The sequence below is a fragment of the Mesorhizobium sp. M5C.F.Ca.IN.020.32.2.1 genome, assembly GCF_004023105.1.
GTDB classification, from domain to species: Bacteria; Pseudomonadota; Alphaproteobacteria; order Rhizobiales; family Rhizobiaceae; genus Mesorhizobium; species Mesorhizobium wenxiniae.
The window spans coordinates 1-1,099 of the sequence record NZ_RZSX01001332.1 but is presented as its reverse complement, the minus strand read 5'-3'; the positions used below and the strand labels follow the sequence as shown (position 1 = coordinate 1,099).

Annotated in this window: 2 pseudogenes; both read right to left on the bottom strand. The window is 66.0% G+C overall.

Features of this window, described 5'->3' with window-relative positions:
* Nucleotides 1–540: pseudogene (locus tag EOA86_RS35745) on the bottom strand (O-antigen ligase family protein); the annotation flags it as partial.
* Nucleotides 509–1,099, bottom strand: a pseudogene (locus EOA86_RS35740) (glycosyltransferase family 2 protein); the annotation flags it as partial. The pseudogenes EOA86_RS35745 and EOA86_RS35740, both read right to left, overlap by 32 nt.

The following is a 1,099-nucleotide window of genomic DNA, read 5'->3' as shown; positions in this document are numbered from 1 at the left end:
GCGCCACAGGCCGGCATGTTCCGGCTCGAGCGAATCGGTGGTGTGCAGCGCCTCGTGCGGAAAGACGATGAGCCCGATATAGGACAGGCCGATGACGACGACGATGGTGAAGATGATGACTTTCGAGAAAGCCTCGGCGTCGCGCGGAAGCGCCAGGATTGTCGCCATCGTCAAGATGCCGATCAGCGTGAAGGAAGCGGCGCGCATGGCCGACGGCGGGTCGGTTGCCATCACCACCGACAGCACGAAGAAGCCCAGCATCAGCAGCCAGGACGGGCTGAGCAGCGAGCGCACAACGCGCGGATCGGCGAAAGCCAGCAGCGAGAAGATCGAGATCGCGCCGAGCGAGCCGAAGCCGAGCTGGTTGACGATGTCGCCGCCGTCGCCGGTCATTTCGGCGCCGGCCGGCTGGAAGGGACGGAACGACACCAGGATGACGGTGAACAGCAGCGCCGCGATCGCGGTCGCGACGCCGTCGCGTGTGAACGCCGCGCTGAGCGGCGCGCGTTCAGTTCTTCTCAGGCTGCCGGTATTGCTCATTGGCGTATCCGAATTCGGCAAGCAGGCGGCCGACAGCGACATGGATGGGGTATAAGGCCGTCGCCAATGACCCGGTCCGCGCCAGCCTGGCCGCGCCGCGAAATGGCGAGGCGGCAAGCAGCGCCAGGCTCTTCAAGAAAACCTTGGTGCCGGCGAACGGCGTGCCGGCCCGTTTCTTCTTCTCGACCAATGTCGAGATGACGCCGTTGCGCAGGCTGCGGGCGCGGATCCAGTCAGCTTCGACGCGTCGGGCCGGGACGCTTTCGCGCACTTGCGCCTCGGCGCACCAGCCAAGCACAAAGCCTCTCTGTGCGGCCCGGCTCAGGAAATCGGAATCGCCGCCGCCCATAAAGTTGAATTTCAGGTCGAGGAAGGGCGGCCCCATGGCGGTGAGCACGTAACGCCCAACCAGCAGATTGCCGGAGGAATAGAGCGCGGGCACACGCCCGGTCTCCCGGTAGGGTGGCGCAAAGACCGGATGCTCGGCCCACCTGGCATGGGCCGCGTTGGCAAACACAGGCCTTTGCGGGCCGCCGACGATGTCGGCACGGAGCGTCTC